The sequence below is a fragment of the Saccharophagus degradans 2-40 genome (genome assembly GCF_000013665.1).
In the GTDB taxonomy this organism is placed as follows: domain Bacteria; phylum Pseudomonadota; class Gammaproteobacteria; order Pseudomonadales; family Cellvibrionaceae; genus Saccharophagus; species Saccharophagus degradans.
The window spans coordinates 529,344-545,218 of sequence record NC_007912.1 but is presented as its reverse complement, the minus strand read 5'-3'; the positions used below and the strand labels follow the sequence as shown (position 1 = coordinate 545,218).

General features: G+C 40.4%; 19 protein-coding genes. All 19 read right to left on the bottom strand.

Annotation, left to right across the window (positions count from 1 at the left end; all coding sequences use genetic code 11):
* Positions 1 to 32: 32 nt before the first annotated feature.
* Entirely contained in the window at positions 33 to 491 is a 459-nt protein-coding gene (locus SDE_RS22815; RefSeq protein ID WP_011466930.1) for a hypothetical protein, read from the bottom strand.
* A 579-nt stretch (positions 492 to 1,070) separates the two neighbouring features.
* The gene (locus SDE_RS02370) at positions 1,071 to 1,430 is read right to left on the bottom strand and encodes a hypothetical protein (protein WP_011466929.1); all 360 of its coding nucleotides are present in this window, start codon (positions 1,428 to 1,430) and stop codon (positions 1,071 to 1,073) included.
* Positions 1,431 to 1,602: 172 nt separating this feature from the next.
* Positions 1,603 to 1,935, bottom strand: a complete 333-nt coding sequence (locus SDE_RS02365; RefSeq protein WP_011466928.1) for a hypothetical protein — start codon at positions 1,933 to 1,935, stop codon at positions 1,603 to 1,605.
* Between the two features lie 147 nt (positions 1,936 to 2,082).
* On the bottom strand, positions 2,083 to 2,553 hold the full coding sequence (locus SDE_RS02360) for a hypothetical protein (RefSeq protein ID WP_041324071.1): 471 nt from the start codon (positions 2,551 to 2,553) through the stop codon (positions 2,083 to 2,085).
* 141 nt (positions 2,554 to 2,694) lie between these two features.
* On the bottom strand, positions 2,695 to 3,135 hold the full coding sequence (locus SDE_RS02355; RefSeq protein ID WP_011466927.1) for a GNAT family N-acetyltransferase: 441 nt from the start codon (positions 3,133 to 3,135) through the stop codon (positions 2,695 to 2,697).
* A gap of 593 nt (positions 3,136 to 3,728) precedes the next feature.
* Positions 3,729 to 4,169, bottom strand: coding sequence for a hypothetical protein (locus SDE_RS02350; RefSeq protein WP_011466926.1), 441 nt, complete (start codon positions 4,167 to 4,169; stop codon positions 3,729 to 3,731).
* A gap of 115 nt (positions 4,170 to 4,284) precedes the next feature.
* Complete coding sequence (locus tag SDE_RS02345) at positions 4,285 to 4,875, bottom strand: PEP-CTERM sorting domain-containing protein (RefSeq protein WP_011466925.1); 591 nt, start codon at positions 4,873 to 4,875, stop codon at positions 4,285 to 4,287.
* A gap of 109 nt (positions 4,876 to 4,984) precedes the next feature.
* Positions 4,985 to 5,725, bottom strand: a complete 741-nt coding sequence (locus SDE_RS02340) for a hypothetical protein (protein WP_011466924.1) — start codon at positions 5,723 to 5,725, stop codon at positions 4,985 to 4,987.
* Between the two features lie 648 nt (positions 5,726 to 6,373).
* On the bottom strand, positions 6,374 to 7,402 hold the full coding sequence (locus SDE_RS02335; RefSeq protein WP_011466923.1) for a serine hydrolase domain-containing protein: 1,029 nt from the start codon (positions 7,400 to 7,402) through the stop codon (positions 6,374 to 6,376).
* A 1,106-nt stretch (positions 7,403 to 8,508) separates the two neighbouring features.
* A complete protein-coding gene (locus SDE_RS22810) occupies positions 8,509 to 8,934 on the bottom strand; it encodes a hypothetical protein (protein WP_041324067.1) in 426 nt (141 codons plus the stop codon).
* Between the two features lie 655 nt (positions 8,935 to 9,589).
* Positions 9,590 to 10,120: a hypothetical protein gene (locus tag SDE_RS02320; RefSeq protein WP_041324065.1), complete on the bottom strand. Its 531-nt coding sequence runs from the start codon at positions 10,118 to 10,120 to the stop codon at positions 9,590 to 9,592.
* Positions 10,121 to 10,692: 572 nt separating this feature from the next.
* Positions 10,693 to 11,043, bottom strand: coding sequence for a Rap1a/Tai family immunity protein (locus SDE_RS02310; protein ID WP_041324062.1), 351 nt, complete (start codon positions 11,041 to 11,043; stop codon positions 10,693 to 10,695).
* Between the two features lie 137 nt (positions 11,044 to 11,180).
* Entirely contained in the window at positions 11,181 to 11,528 is a 348-nt protein-coding gene (locus SDE_RS22805; RefSeq protein ID WP_011466920.1) for a hypothetical protein, read from the bottom strand.
* A gap of 156 nt (positions 11,529 to 11,684) precedes the next feature.
* Positions 11,685 to 12,218 carry a hypothetical protein gene (locus tag SDE_RS02300; RefSeq protein WP_041324061.1) on the bottom strand — a complete coding sequence of 178 codons (534 nt, stop codon included), beginning with the start codon at positions 12,216 to 12,218 and terminating at the stop codon, positions 11,685 to 11,687.
* A 1,182-nt stretch (positions 12,219 to 13,400) separates the two neighbouring features.
* Positions 13,401 to 13,631 carry a hypothetical protein gene (locus SDE_RS02285; RefSeq protein WP_041324055.1) on the bottom strand — a complete coding sequence of 77 codons (231 nt, stop codon included), beginning with the start codon at positions 13,629 to 13,631 and terminating at the stop codon, positions 13,401 to 13,403.
* Between the two features lie 165 nt (positions 13,632 to 13,796).
* Complete coding sequence (locus tag SDE_RS22800) at positions 13,797 to 14,075, bottom strand: DUF6966 domain-containing protein (protein WP_041324054.1); 279 nt, start codon at positions 14,073 to 14,075, stop codon at positions 13,797 to 13,799.
* A gap of 144 nt (positions 14,076 to 14,219) precedes the next feature.
* Positions 14,220 to 14,708, bottom strand: a complete 489-nt coding sequence (locus SDE_RS02275; protein ID WP_011466918.1) for a hypothetical protein — start codon at positions 14,706 to 14,708, stop codon at positions 14,220 to 14,222.
* 133 nt (positions 14,709 to 14,841) lie between these two features.
* On the bottom strand, positions 14,842 to 15,240 hold the full coding sequence (locus SDE_RS02270; protein WP_011466917.1) for a hypothetical protein: 399 nt from the start codon (positions 15,238 to 15,240) through the stop codon (positions 14,842 to 14,844).
* 146 nt (positions 15,241 to 15,386) lie between these two features.
* Positions 15,387 to 15,740: a hypothetical protein gene (locus SDE_RS22795; protein WP_041324052.1), complete on the bottom strand. Its 354-nt coding sequence runs from the start codon at positions 15,738 to 15,740 to the stop codon at positions 15,387 to 15,389.
* Positions 15,741 to 15,875: the final 135 nt, after the last annotated feature.

Here is a 15,875-nt window from a genome sequence, read left to right as displayed (position 1 = left end):
CCGCTGCGTCAAATGGAGCAACTTGTTCTGTGCTAGATGCCGATATGAAGTAAGCATTTATTACCACCGCTGCTTCTCACCAACTCACAGAAAGATATCAATTTCTTTAGTTTTACAACTAACTCATTTTTACTGAAAGTCAGCTTTTCATAGCTTCCAGAATCCTGAGATTCTCCTTCAATCCAAGACCAACTTCCCTTTAAGGAAACTATATCAGGTGCTTCATATAGTATTTGTAACCACCCAGACAGTATTGATTTTAACTTAGATGCACTCTCGCACTTAATTATCGTTGGGCCATACCAACATAAACCTGTAGCTTCTTCTTCCATACACGGATTATATGAAGAAAGCCAAGCGAGAGTGTCAGCAAAATAACTAAGTAGATCATCATGAATTTCTACGTAATCGCTCTGCTTATATTCTTCATAATTATCGATAGAAAAGCTCTCACTATCGATAACAAGAAAATCGTGATTTAGACCTGTCATACTTAAACTCTTGGTGCCACAGAACGCAGAGCTAAACGGCGCACAAAGTGGAGCTGCTTTTGTGCGAAAGTTTGCGAAGCAAATGCACAAAAGAAGCGGAGCTTTGGGCGTCCAGTGGAGGCCACAGGCCGGAACGGTGTTTTAGCGTTTTGTTATGAGAGACCACGAACCATACCTACAACACCTTAAATATTTTATTACCAACTAAATTGATTAGTAACCCATACATGCTTTTGATTTTACTTATAGCCGCGTTGCCTTTACACCAAAGCAGTAGCACCAACCTTCTGCGCTTTAAGCAGGAATTGCAAAAAAGCGAAGAAAATACTCGCTAAAATTGCGTTTAGCCTAGTACTTTTTCAGATGGAATGGAAGTGAAAAACCGAGGAAAAAGCCATTCCATAGCGCATACAAATTAACCTAAATTTAAACCTTAAAACCGACCTTGGCGATACCTAGCTGGTAGCTCATAACGCAGAGTGCAGCGGCAGTTTGTGGAGTGGCGTTTTGTGCTAGCGTAGCGCCTAGTACAAAAAGAGCCACGGAACAAACTGTCCGACTGACACGTATTGTTATGCATTAATTAAATGCAATGATGGTGTATGTTTTACCTGGACCATACTGGTTATCGCTATTAAAAGTTACATCTACCGATACAGCTTCATTTTCTGCGTATTCTCGATCTCCGCATTTTTCTACATTAACCCATAGCTGAATTTCATTTATGCCGTCAGTAATTGCCCCATAACAACCAGCGTCCCCTTCGTACATCCAAAATGACATTTTCCCAGATAACGTTACAACTTCGTGCGACGACGTAGGCAAAGTGGGAAACGCACCACTTGTCTCTTTGGGCTGCTCTAATTCATTAGTGGTTCGGTCAGAGCAAGCAGCCCCAAACAACACTAAAGAAATTACCACCAGTTTCCATAACTTCATTTTTATCTCCTTTATTGGAATTGACGCATAACGCATAGCTAAACGGCGCACAAAGTGGAGCTGGTTTGTGCGAAAATTTGCGAAGCAAATGCACAAACAAGCGGAGCTTTGGGCGTCCAGTGGAGGCCAAAGGCCGGAACGGTGTTTTAGCGTATTGTTATACGTAACCTCGCTAAATGGCTCCAACTTTTTTTAAAGTATAAAATAGGTCTTTACCATATTTAGTACAGTCTATCTTCGCAACTCTATTATCAAGCTCTGTAAACGCTCGATGAAGTGTAAATATCATATCGTTTTCTGTTTTTACTCGATGAAGCTGCTTAACAATAGATTTAATCGTACTATTAAGTTCATCTTCCAACATCGATTTAGCTGATTCATAATCTGGGTCTGATGGGTCTAAATCTGGTTCATCATCATCGTAAGCGGCCCAGGCTATTGGCTTCCATGTATGAACCACTTTCCTCACTTCCTTAAAAGCTTCTACTTCCAGTTTTCTCTTCATCTGTAGTTACGTATAACGCAGAGCTAAACGGCGCGCAAAGTGGAGCTGCTTTTGTGCGAAAATTTGCGAAGCAAATGCACAAAAGAAGCGGAGCTTTGGGCGTCCAGTGGAGGCCACAGGCCGAAACGGTGTTTTAGCGTATTGTTATCACTTTACCTCAATAGAATAACTTGCGGCGACAAAATGGAATATTGAATATATACCTGCCACTAAAAAAGAAAGCCCAACATGGCCAGCGAAAGCCATGTACATCGCTGAAAAAAGTACCATAAATGGAGCCACAACAGCCAATATTCGTATTGGCAGAGCTCCGTTTAGAACCGAAGGAGACATCAGTAACGCGCTACGTATATATGGGCAATTGATTTTTTTCATGTTGTCTTTTGCTACTTTTAAGCAGTACGTTGATTGCGCACCTAGAGCCATATATAGCAACATTACAATTAGGACCCCTTTTTTAGCTTCCACATTAAAACCCAGTATTGGCAAGTTAAAATCGTTCAATGCCTGTGATTGCGCAATTGTCCAGACAAAAACAGCTATTAGGAAGGATAGGTATATCGCCTTTTCTGAGTTAGATATAGCTGCTTTGAAATTATCTATATGAATATTTTCCATTTCTCGGAGTCCTTTTAGTGATAACGCCGCGCACAAGGGCCGGAACGTAGTTGCTTGTTTTGTGGTAGCGTAAGCGTTAAGCCACGAAACAAGCGACGCAGTGGAGGTCCAGCCACGAAGTGGCGTGCTTGATGCGCCTTGTTATGTGTTTGCATGGTAAACCATTTGTATATGCTGAACGCCTGTACGTTTTGAGAAAAAATACGCCCCTACACAATTAAAGCCTTGCCTAGCATAAAGACCTATTGCCGATTTACGTGCATTTAATGATATTTTCTTTGCACCTTGGCCTAGTGCAAGTTGTATAAGTTTTGAAAGCATTTGGCTACCACAACCCTTACCTTGAAAATTCGACGACACAACCATTTGTGATATTTGAAAGCTATCACGACTGAAGCGAGTAAGACGGCTGTAACCCACTAAAGATTCTTCATTGAACGCGGCTAGATGGAAGCTTTTATCCTCGTTTTCGTCTTTGAGAATTTCAAAGGGCAAGTTATGCTCTTTGAAAAATAGGTCATATCGAAGCATTAAGGCTTTTTGATAAATTAGGCTATCTTTCTCTATCAGTTCGACTTTCATTTTTTCTATTCACACATAACGCAGAGCTAAACGGCGCACAAAGTGGAGCTGGTTTGTGCAACAATTTGCGAAGCAAATGCACAAACAAGCGGAGCTTTGGGCGTCCAGTGGAGGCCGAAGGCCGGAACGGTGTTTTAGCGTTTTGTTATGAGAGACCACCAATAACACCTGCTTTACCTTAAATTTTTATTACCAACCAAATAGATTAGTAACCCATACATGCTTTTGATTTTACTTATAGCCGCGTTGCATTAAAGCCACAGCTGTAGCACCAACCTTCTGCGCTTTAAGTAGGAATTGCAAAAAAGCGAAGAAAATACTCGCTAAAATTGCGTTTAGCCTAGTACCTTTTCAGATGGAATGGAAGTGAAAAACCGAGGAAAAAGCCATTCCATAGCGCATACAAATTAATCTAAATTTAAACCTTAAAACCGACCTTGGCGATACCTAGCTGGTAGCTCATAACGCAGAGCTAAACGGCGCACTATGTGTAGCTGGTTTTGTGCGACAATTTGCGAAGCAAATGCACAAAACAAGCGTAGCATTGGGCGTCCAGTGTAGGCCGAAGGCCGAAACGGTGTTTTAGCGTATTGTTATGCTTTTGACTGTTTCGGTACCGCCTTACTAATAGGTTCTTCATCGTTTTCCCATGGAGCACGAATAATACTAAAGTAACCATAGATAAATTCAAATTTATAAGTTTGACCAGCAATTGTTACGACACCAAGAGCAACCCAATGACTACCTCTAAAGGGAACCCAGTATTCTTTGACTCCTTCAACATATACGGTCGAACCTGCAGGGATAATAGCTAATTCCTCAAAGCTGCACCACTCACTTGCAGAGACGAGCTTTACGCGCCGAAACGTAAAGTGGTTCTTATCATCAATGTTTAAGCACAATTTCGCATCCCGTTGAGTGCTTAAAGTATTACCAGAGTAATTAGAAAAATATGGATGAGAAGAAACGTCAAAGACTTTGTGAGCGCATCCGCTTAACATAAAGTAAATAAATACTATTGTGGTAATTCTCATAAACTATGGCCGAGCATAACGCTTTGCTCAGCGGTTGCGGTGAACTGGCGGCTTGTTTGCCGCGCTGCGTAGCAAACGAGGTGACAGTTCACCGCAATCCGACTGGAGCAACTTGTTAGGCTTTTTTGAATCTAGTGGTGAAAATACCACCTAAACCTAATAGCATAATGGCTAATGTTGAAGGTTCTGGAACGTCTACATTTTCAACATTTAACTGCGCAGAGTGACCATAATTGTATTCAAGAGAACTAAACACATCAGTGCCAGTAGTTCTTAAATTGAAACCAACGTAACTGCTAGATACAGAATTTATAAAACCGGTAACATCAAAGAATGAATCTTCACCGTAGGTCAAATCATCACGCAGAGTCAGCGTCCCAAGTAAAGTACCTGCGTTATAATCTGATGAGGTTAGTATTCCATCATTACTTGAAAAACCAAATATATCTACTGTCTTGTCCCATAAAGGCAAGCCGTATGGGTTGAGGGATAATTGTGCACTACTAACACTGCTCCCAACTCCACTCAGTGAAAACTCTACGACAGCCTGAATTGACCCGCTAGCCATTAGATATGCAGAATCTGATACGTTACCGTTACTGTAAATGGATCCATCATCAGATGGGTCAATTAACAAAGCATTAGCAATGCTACTTGACAGACCAAGTAAAGTACCAGCGATTATTGATATACCCTTTTTTTTCATTTTACTTCTCCTTTTTGATAAAACTATAAATTCTATTTATGCCTAACGCCGCAAACAAAGGCGAGCGTAGCGAGTCCAGCCAGCTTGCTGGCGATTTTGATTTGCTTTGTTATGCTTTTTCAATTTCTACATACCAAGGAATACTGACATCTAAAAATCTTGTGGCATCTATTATTTTGATAGACTTTATTTCATCACTCACTATTTCTCTATGAAAATCAGTAACAAAGGCATTAATAAACTGGTAGCAAAACGACATAATCATCTTGGAAATAGCTATAAGCTCATCTATCACTTCACCAAAATCGATAGATAAGTCATTCTCCTGAAATGAATTCATCATCGAATTAAAAGCAATTTCTTCAGATGCATAGAACAACGAATTGCCCTGTGATTTATGCATGAACATTTCGAACTCTTCTGGAAGTTGGTCCGATGAACTATTGTAATTACCCTGCAAATAATGAAATGCGTGATTGTTTCTTATAATATTAACGACATTTTTAGATCCAAAATATTTCTTGATTTTAGCCAGGCTGGAACTAGCCTCATCATTAAATTTTTCTATATAGATTTTGGAGTATGGTTTCGACAGGAAGGACTTCCTTATAAGTTCGTTAGCCTCGTTTAGCTTTCCAGCAAGCATCCTATAATTAAATAGCGACATTGTTATTTGAGCTTTTCGGTCATAATCTTCAACGGCGACTTTATTCTCACACCAAACCGTCTGCTTACTCAAGATGGTTATCTCATTCGCAACATGACCAAGAGCAAAAAAGAATGCTCGCTCATCTTTATTTATTTTTTCTAGCTCCGCTTTGCTTAATTTAAAGCTATATAAGTCGTCCACCAAACGGTACCTTTTTATGCATAACGCAGAGCTAAACGGCGCACAAAGTGGAGCTGCTTTTGTGCAATAATTTGCAAAGCAAATGCACAAAAGAAGCGGAGCTTTGGGCGTCCAGCGGAGGCCGCAGGCCGGAACGGTGTTTTAGCGTTTTGTTATGAGAGACCACTAACTGCACCTGCAACACCTTATTTTTTAATACCAACCAAATTGATTAGTAATCCCATAGATGCTTTTGTCCTTACTTAAAGCAGCGTTGCTCAAAAGCCAACAAGATAATACGAGCCTGAAGACTATTTACCCAACAGGAACATATTTGATGACTAGCACCAACGAGGTTTAACTAATTTGTGTGTTTTTACAATTTAGTTAAACCGGATTAAAACTGCCAACCAAGGGCTACGAAAGCACGTTGTAATTGGCTTTAGCCTATTACTTTTACAAATGGAATGGAAGTGAAAATCAAAGGAAGATAGCCATTCCATAGCACATTCAAATTTACCTATATTTAAACCTTAAAACCGACCTTGGCTATACCTAGCTGGTAGCTCATAACGCTTTTGTAACCGGACCGAATTGCGGAGCGGCTTTGTGTTAAAAGCGCAGCGAACACAAAACCGCGTAGTAATTTGGTTCAGGTTGACAAACTTGTTATGAGTTTTTTCTGCTCAGTATTTTAATAATACGGTTAATTATAATTTCAGATAAATTCCATTCATATCCGTTAAAATCCGTCGTATTAATAAATTGAACCACTACCGCATCTAGATCTTTGTTGTATTTTGCGAGGCTCTGATAGCCGACAACCAAACCTCCATGATCGTAGACATAAGGATAGATTTCCTCTTCTCCTTCTTCAAATACTGAGCCATCGTTTAAGGCACGCAAGAAGATACCCACATCCTCTGCCGTAGCTAACATTCCATACTCGCGAGCTTTAAAATCTTCCTCATGTCCAACGTAATACCCACTCATTACATCATCAAGGTCAACTTCCTTTATTGAAAAATAAGTGTTATTCAATTCGAGGGGGATCAATATTTTTTCCTTAATATATTGCTGGTGGCTATATCCTAATACCTCATCCATGATGTTGCGAAGCAGCAAATAATTAGTATTGGAATATTGATAACCTTCGTCGGGCTCAAAACTCGGCGGTAAGTCGAGCGCAAAATCAAGGGCTGCATGACCATTTTGCTGTTCGTTTTCCCAATAATCAGGATTATCTGTGAAATTGGGAATTCCAGATCTATGTTGAACCATCATTTTTAAGGTAATTTGTTCTGAATTTGCGATTCTTCCTCTAAGTTCTGGAAGGTAATCTACAAGGGGTGCGTCGAGGGATAATCGCTTTTCTTTGACCAATTTTGTTACAGCTACCGCCGTATACAATTTGCTAATACTGGCAATTTTGAATAAGGAATTTGCGTCTGCTGATTTTTTATTTTCTCGATCTTTCCAGCCACCGGTGTAAAACGCTGGAGGTTTTCCTGCTTCGTCCACATAAACAATCATGCCATCAAATCCGTGTCCAATAGCCTCATCCACCTGCTCTTGAACTGTATCGGGTAACGGTAAAATCCAAGCCTTTACTAAAATCCATGGCACGAAGAATAGTGAAATGATAGTTCCAATAAGCAATGTGATTCTTATGGCTAGTATTCTTCGTTTCTTCTTCATTTATATCATATCCAAGCGGTGCTGGGCTCATAACGCATAGCTAAACGGCGCACAAAGTAGAGCTGCTTTTGTGCGAAAATTTGCGAAGCAAATGCACAAAAGAAGCGGAGCTTTGGGCGTCCAGTGGAGGCCGCAGGCCGAAACGGTGTTTTAGCGTATTGTTATGGTTTTTGTGCTTAGAAGCCAATAATTTACCCGCCCAATATGCTGATCATTGTAATGGCTAATACAGACAAAAAAACCGACAGATAAAACAATTTTGCTATTGATAAATCATCAGATTGATCTTTAAAGAATATGTAACTAATTGCATGCTTGGCTCTCGAAGTAGATTGCCTAGTAGAAAATAGAAATACTCCATATCTGATTGCAGCCGCTAACAATAGGACAATGGCGAATACAAAACCTATCAATGCCATAAATGAAATCGCTAACCCTACCAACATCGTCAATCGTCCATTTTCATACAAACCATAACGCAGAGCTAAACGGCGCGCAAAGTGGAGCCGCTTTTGTACAATAATTTGCGAAGCAAATGCACAAAAGAAGCGGAGCTTTGGGCGTCCAGTGGAGGCCGCAGGCCGGAACGGTGTTTTAGCGTTTTGTTATGAGAGACCACTAACCGCACCTGCAACACCTTATTTTTTAATACCAACCAAATAGATTAGTAACCCATAGATGCTTTTGACCTTACTTAAAGCAGCGTTGCTCAAAAGCCAACAAAATAATACGAGCCTGAAGACTATTTACCCAACAGGAACACACTTGATGACTAGCACCAACGAGGTTTAACTAATTTGTGTGTTTTTACAATTTAGTTAAACCGGATTAAAACTGCCAACCAAGGGCTACGAAAGCACGTTGTAATTGGCTTTAGCCTATTACTTTTATAAATGGAATGGAAGTGAAAATCAAAGGAAGATAGCCATTCCATAGCACATTCAAATTTACCTATATTTAAACTTTAAAACCGACCTTGGCGATACCTAGCTGGTAGCTCATAACGCCTTTGTAACAGGCATTTTTTGTGTAGTGGAGTTTTGCGGTAAAATGGCGAAGCCACCGCAAAACGGAGCGTAGCAAAAAATGTCCTGTTGACAAACTTGTTATGTGCCTTTGATTCTACACCGTTTACTTAAAGTACTACCATCCATCAGAACAACAATATTTTCGTTGAAATCTGGATCAGGTTCACCACCACGGAATTTCACGAAACTAATATTATAAAGCCACTGATTAGTTTTAAAGCCTTCAGCACGATACGAGCTTAAACTATAACGAACAATTTCTTCTGACACCTTCCCTTGATATTCGTTCGCAACCCAATCACTTACTATCTTTTTGGCTTCACTAATTTTTATTGGTGGGTCACCATTGCCATCCCAATGTGTACTCAACCGAAGCTCATGTGACGAATCAAAAGTTATTGAGCACTCAAGCCCATTACTCATAGTCCAGCGCTCTACATAAGATTCATTCGCTAACAAATCAACCGAGGAGAATATAACCAGAATAAAAAATATAATTTTCATTTTTAACGTGAACTCTTTAGGCACATAACGCAGAGCTAAACGGCGCACAAAGTGGAGCTGGCTTGTGCAATAATTTGCGAAGCAAATGCACAAACAAGCGGAGCTTTGGGCGTCCAGTGGAGGCCGCAGGCCGGAACGGTGTTTTAGCGTTTTGTTATGAGAGACCACTAACTGCACCTGCAACACCTTATTTTTTTATACCAACCAAATTGATTAGTAACCCATAGATGCTTTTGACCTTACTTAAAGCAGCGTTGCCAAAAAGCCAACAAAATAATACGAACCTGAAGACTATTTACCTAACAGGCACACTCTTGATGACTAGCACCAACGAGGTTTAACTAATTTGTGTGTTTTTACAATTTAGTTAAACCGGATTAAAACTGCCAACCAAAGGCTACGAAAGCACGTTGTAATTGGCTTTAGCCTATTACTTTTACAAATGGAATGGAAGTGAAAATCAAAGGAAGATAGCCATTCCATAGCACATTCAAATTAACCTATATTTAAACTTTAAAACCGACCTTGGCGATACCTAGCTGGTAGCTCATAACGCTTTTGTAACAGGCATTTTTTGTCTAGTGGAGTTTTGCGTTAAAGTGGCGAAGCCACCGCAAAACGAAGCGTAGCAAAAAATGTCCTGCTGACAAAATTGTTACATGTTTGCCAGAGGAATGCCAAGCCTTGGATACACAACCTCTTTAATATATTCAGAAATATAAACTGTATCCAATTCATTAAAGAGATGCATACGATCTTTGAGTTCTGCTGTAACTTTTGCAGAGATTTCCGGTTTAACATCTGGATCTTCCTCATCGCCTTCAGGAGTATGATCATAAACTAGTACGCATAAAGCAGCTAACAATGTTGACCTTTTAGAATGGAGTAATTCTTTTGAATCAACGCCATTTAAAAGCAACTCGATATTGTCTTCTTCCGCTAGCAGTATATCTTCATCTTGCTGGTCAAATTGTAGGCTTTCGTCCTTTCCCCACACTCTAAGTAATTCGCTATCTAAATCAGGTATAGCCCATCCTGCACGCTCTACGTTTTTCACTCCGCAATTAGGACACATACTCTCCCACTTCCTTGTTGATTCAAATGCAGCAACAAGTTTTTCATTTTCCCTCTGCTCTTCAAAACCACAATTTTTACAAGTGCGATATTGCCAATATTTTTCGGACATAGTGATTACATGTAACGCAGAGCTAAACGGCGCACAAAGTGGAGCTGCTTTTGTGCGAAAATTTGCGAAGCAAATGCACAAAAGAAGCGGAGCTTTGGGCGTCCAGTGGAGGCCGCAGGCCGGAACGGTGTTTTAGCGTTTTGTTATGAGAGACCACGAACCATACCTGCAACACCTTAAATATTTTATTACCTATTAAATTGATTAGTAACCCATACATGCTTTTGATTTTGCTTATAGCCGCGTTGCCTTAAAGCCAAAGCAGTAGTACCAACCTTCTGCGCTTTAAGTAGGAATTGCAAAACAGCCAAGAAAATACTCGCTAAAATTGTGTTTAGCCTAGTACTTTTTCAAATGGAATGGAAGTGAAAAACCGAGGAAAAAGCCATTCCATAGCACATTCAAATTAACCTAAATTTAAGCCTTAAAACCGACCTTGGCGACATCTAGCTGGTAGCTCATAACGCCAAGCTCACCTGCAGTTTTTGCGGAGAGCAATTGTGTAAAATGGAGCTACGCGACATACACAATTGAGCGTAGCAAAAAATGTCAGGTGCAGCTTTTTGTTAGGGCTAATTTTTGAGACCACAGGGAAATACACTTCTCAAACTTTCTATTACGCCAAAATGAGCGAGCTTATGATGCTGCTCTGGATTTTCCTTTGCCCATTTTACAAATATTGCAGCACCTTGCCGCGCGGTAACCCCCTCCGGAAAGCATGTATAGATTGTTTCACTCTTGTGAGTTAACCCAAATGAAGATTGAACATCTATTACTCCGGAAATATAAGAATAACAGTATGTTTTCATGCTATTTCCATCTTGTAGCTCGCAAAACGTTTGCATTATTCCAACTGTATCTTGGGCACGCGTAAATGGTGAAACGATTATAAGTAATATAATTACAATAAATTTTAATTTCATAATTCTAACTCTCGCAACACGGGAGCCCTAACGCCAAGCTCACCTGCAAATATTGCTACGCTCGTTTTTGTGTAAAATGGAGCTACGCGACATACACAAAAACGAGCGTAGCAATATTTGTCAGGTGCAGCTTTTTGTTATGTACTGCTAAGTTCACCAAGTATCTCTCTGAGTTCTAACAGGCCTTTTTCGTTCAAAACGTAGCACCCATCTTCGTTTTTTGTTTGAAAATCTTCGTACGCCCAAAGAACCTCTACACGCTCTCTGACTTTATCGAGCTGCTTATCGAAAATTGGAACACTTAAGAAATCATCCCAAAGGTCGTCACTTACAACTCCCGATTCCATTTTAAGTAATACAGCTTCCACTTCCTCTCGACTTCTTTTGATTCTCCTTTCAAGCAACTGCGAAAAGAATGCGATTCCCACACCTATTGCTAGTACAGGAAGCCATATTATCCACTTTAATAAATCGAATACTTTCATTTCATGATTTGCACATAACGCAGAGCTAAACGGCGCACAAAGTGGAGCTGCTTTTGTGCGAAAATTTGCGAAGCAAATGCTCAAAAGAAGCGGAGCTTTGGGCGTCCAGTGGAGGCCGCAGGCCGAAACGGTGTTTTAGCGTATTGTTATGCAAGCTTACTTAAATAGTTCGATCTTCTTATATTCTTTTTCTTGAAGAGTGACTTTACGCATTAAAGCCCCACCCTCAATTCTCGTACTATCTTCAGAACTCTTCGTTTGCGGGAATAAAAAAGCAAATAAATAGTAACTGCCTTCAGGTAAACTCCTGAAATTAAAAACTCCTTCACTGTTACAGATGGTTTTTCTAACAGTTGAATGATACTCAGGAGCATCAGGCGAGAACTTTGGTGGATTGTCTTCAATATATACTTTTCCAAATTCATTATTACCATATGTTAAAAATATTCGTTCATCAGCATATTTTGATGTAGGAATTAACTCGATACTATATCCGCTACAATTTAAAATAGTACCATTTTTAAGAGTCAAACTTGCTTCTCCAGTAATAGATGCCGAGCCTTCGGCTTTAAACCACTCTATTTCCTTCAAATCAAATTCGGTTTTTAGTGGCAAAGTTACCATCTCGCCTGCGTTGGAAATATTTGCAATTATTGCAACAAACAATAAAAATATAGACTTTAATTTCATTAGGATTCCTGATTGAATGGTGTGTGCATAACGCAGAGCTAAGCGGCGCACAAAGTGGAGCTGGCTTGTGCAACAATTTGCGAAGCAAATGCACAAACAAGCGGAGCTTTGGGCGTCCAGTGGAGGCCACAGGCCGGAACGGTGTTTTAGCGTTTTGTTAGGTGTGTACGGCAATAGTTGCATACATTAACACCATAAAATTCATAAATATTTTTACAAATACCACTTTCGCATGCTAAAGCATTGAGAACCGTATAATGACACCCATCATTGCTAACGCTCAATATAAATTGACATTGACTCAATAGGTTTTGTTCGAGACAACCATTCTTGTTTGATTTTCCATTTGGAGCACAATGAAAATTATTAACATACTCATTATGCGTACATCTTTTTATTTTTACCTCCGTATTATCCCTAGAGTATTCTGAGTAGAGATCAAAGAAATCATTAACCACCTTGAGCTCGTTATTGCTTGAGCAAGAACAAATACAGAGTAAAACAAATACGAGACAAGCTTTCACAGACTCACCTAACGCAGAGCTAAACGGCGCACAAAGTGGAGCTGCTTTTGTGCAAGAATTTGCGAAGCAAATGCACAAAAGAAGCGGAGCTTTGGGCGTCCAGTGGAGGCCAAAGGCCGTAACGGTGTTTTAGCGTTTTGTTATGTTTTGGCCGCTAAATATTTTACTATAAATGGTTTTAATATAAATACGGCCGCCATTGCAACTCCATAAGCCAGAGTAAATAACTGCAATATTTCCAATATTCCGTTGGGGAACGAGATACTTAGTCCGATAAACGGAATTAGATATATGAAGTAAAATACTCCGTTAAACCTCCAATTTAAAACCAAACATAAAAAATTAAATACCGCCAACACTACCCCAACCACTAACAGGCTTGCTGTCGGCATTGATACCAAGCAAGATAAAACAAACCCCAATAAAGTGACGAGTGACACTACCCCGCTTAGCTTTATAACACGATTTCCATGCCGGGCTAATGACATACTTGATATACCTGATTAAACATAACGCCGCCCACAGGGGCCGTAGTGGAGGCGAACGTTTTGTGCCAGCGTAGCGAAAAGCACAAAACGAGCGCCGGAACGGAGGTCCAAGCCGCGAAGCGGCTGAGCCTGGTGGGCCTTGTTAAATTTTTTACAAGCAACACTCTTCACTAGATTATAGTGTGGTCACGTACAACCAGAAACGGCCATTCAGTACCAGCACTATCCACAGCTATGGGATCCCCATCCTCAGTTTTCGATATTTCAGCTGTACAATTGACGTAATTTAGCACCACACCATCTTCCGATACATTAAATGTATAATCGCATATTGATCCGTCAACCTGCTTAAAACCTACAACCGCATCCCCACTGGGTGCCTCAAGAATTATATTTTCCATGAACGATCCTATTAAAAGAAATTTAACGCATAGCTAAACGGCGCACAAAGTGGAGCTGGTTTGTGCAACAATTTGCGAAGCAAATGCACAAACAAGCGGAGCTTTGGGCGTCCAGTGGAGGCCGCAGGCCGAAACGGTGTTTTAGCGTATTGTTATGTGTATAGCTCATTGAGCGCGACTAATCTCTTTGGACAATTCCCATGCCCGATTATGAAGCTTGCTGAAATTACAGTTTTTCTTTGTAATTTTTTTAAGTGAAATATCATTAAACGAACCCATTCCGCCATATGCATTTAGCACGCGCTCCACACCACTAAAATCAGATGCGACTATTAGTTCCCGCGCCCGACTCATGTATGAAGCCCAATTTTCGATCTCATCTTCATCAAGGATAATGATCAATTGATCAAGAACTTCTACTAACTCTTTAGTTTTTGGTCCCATACTATTTCTTACACATAACGCATAGCTAAACGGCGCACAAAGTGGAGCTGGTTTGTGCGAAAATTTGCGAAGCAAATGCACAAGCGAGCGGAACTTTGGGCGTCCAGTGGAGGCCGTAGGCCGAAACGGTGTTTGAGCGAATTGTTATGCATTGCTAGAATTATAGACCTCCATGTACGGAGCCCCATTTTTGTTTTTACCTATTATTACCGCTTCAATCACTTGACCAACTACTAGTAATGGAGCTGGCTTTTTAATAGCTCCAGATAGAAAACCACTTACTTCACTACATAGATATCCCCACTCGTAGTCATTTTCTATCTCCACAATATGTCTGCCACCAACCTTACAAGTCTCCCTTGCATATTTTTTCTTCTTTTCGAGTCCCTCTCGCTCTTCTCTTTCAGCTGGTGAGAACTGACTTACGGAGCAGTACCTTTCATCACGATATGTAATATATACAAGAATTTGCTGTCCATAGAGCTTTTCTTCAGTGCCTGCAATATGGAACTCAAGCTCTCTTCCTTTTTGCTCAAGAACGCGTAACTGAGCTTCCTCTCCGCTTTCAAGAACTACGATATAACCCAAGTCAAATTTTGATTTTATAGTGGCTAATACTTTATCTTGATTCATGGTTTAGTTTGCATAACGCCGCGCACAAGGGCCGGAACGTAGTTGGTTGTTTTGTGGTAGCGTAAGCGTTAAACCACAAAACAAGCGACGCAGTGGAGGTCCAGCCACGAAGTGGCGTGCTTGATGCGCCTTGTTATATTTTAAAGTTAATTTCACAGTACGGAACATGAAAAGCAGCCTCTTGATACTGCTTACGATATAAAGTAACGAGCTCTAAAGATTCGGCACGTTTTTCATTTACCGTAAAATAGATACTCGGTCTAACCGAAAGCGATTCATCTTTGATTGGGACTCTAAGTGCCTCTTCGCCTTCAGCACTATACACCAAATAAGTAAAATTGAAGGGTAGGCCCTCATAAGCTTCTGGAAACGAAACCTCAACCCCCATAGTTCCGCTACTGAGGCTCGATTTACTAATAGATATTTCGGAAATAAGCTTTTCTCTTACATTTTCGCTCGCACAACGATTATTATCTTCTATTGAAAAAGAATTACTAGAAATAAGTAGCAGCAAAACGATAAGTTTATTCATAGGTGAAAATATAACGCATAGCTAAACGGCGCACAAAGTGGAGCTGGTTTGTGCAATAATTTGCGAAGCAAATGCACAAACAAGCGGAGCTTTGGGCGTCCAGTGGAGGCCGCAGGCCGGAACGGTGTTTTAGCGTTTTGTTATGTTTATTTACTAGCATGAATAAACCTAAGTGTTTCAACTACTCCAGCACTATTGATTGAGCCTTGAAAAGTTTGTTTGCTATAGGCCGCCAAACTGTAACGCTCTACTACGATTTCTAACGAAACGTCAGACTTAATGCCACCTTTCCTATAGGTCTTAACCCAAACCTCACCGCTCTGAATCTGGCTTGAATTATTTAAAAGATCAAATTCATATTTGCAAATTGACAAATTGCATTCGTAAACTTCATTAACTAGCTGAACCGGATACGAAGAAACGACAAACCAGCGGAGCAACAATAAAAATACCACTATACCCGCTGAGTAAAATAGCCAATTGTCTTTTATTTGGTTCATGCCGACTTAAACATAACGCATAGCTAAACGGCGCACAAAGTGGAGCTGGTTTGTGCGAAAATTTGCGAAGCAAATGCACAAACAAGCGGAGCTTTGGGCGTCCAGTGGAGGCCGTAGGCCGGAACGGTGTTTGAG